Below are 509 nucleotides of genomic sequence, written 5' to 3'. Positions count from 1 at the left end.
CCAGCCACAGGCGCGGCTGTTGGCCACACCGTCCAGGCCGGAGCGGAACTGCGATAGCGCGCCGCCCAGCGGGCGCAGCAGCAGGCCGTCGCGGATCAGGAACTGCTTGCTGGCCAGAGTGCCGTCATCATCGAAGCTGTAGCTGGCCAGTTCTTCGCCGATGGTCGGGTCGAAGGTCACGTTCAGCAGGCTGGAACCGTACTGCAGGTAGCCGAAGTCACTGGCTTTGACGAAGCTGGTGCCCGCGTAGTTACGCTCGTCACCGAGGATGCGGTCCATCTCCAGCGGGTGGCCGATCGATTCGTGAATCTGCAGCATCATCTGGTCGGGCATCAACAGCAGGTCGCGCGGGCCACTGGGCGTATTAGGGGCCAGCAGCAACTGCAGGGCCTCGTCGGCGACCCGGCTGGCGGCGCCAACCAGGCCACAACGCTCAACGATCTCGTAGCCGCCTTGCTGGCCGAAATTGTCGCGGCCCAGGCTGCGGCTCTGGCTGTCCTGGCTGTTGC

At 65.6% G+C, this 509-nt stretch carries 1 protein-coding gene; it reads right to left on the bottom strand.

Features of this window, described 5'->3' with window-relative positions; genetic code table 11:
* The coding region (locus tag GYA94_RS26650; protein ID WP_255327006.1) for a metallopeptidase TldD-related protein at positions 1-509 on the bottom strand (509 nt) is incomplete at both ends.

The organism is Pseudomonas juntendi, assembly GCF_009932375.1.
Classification (GTDB): Bacteria; Pseudomonadota; Gammaproteobacteria; order Pseudomonadales; family Pseudomonadaceae; genus Aquipseudomonas; species Aquipseudomonas juntendi.
This window is presented reverse-complemented; position numbering and strand designations above follow the sequence as displayed.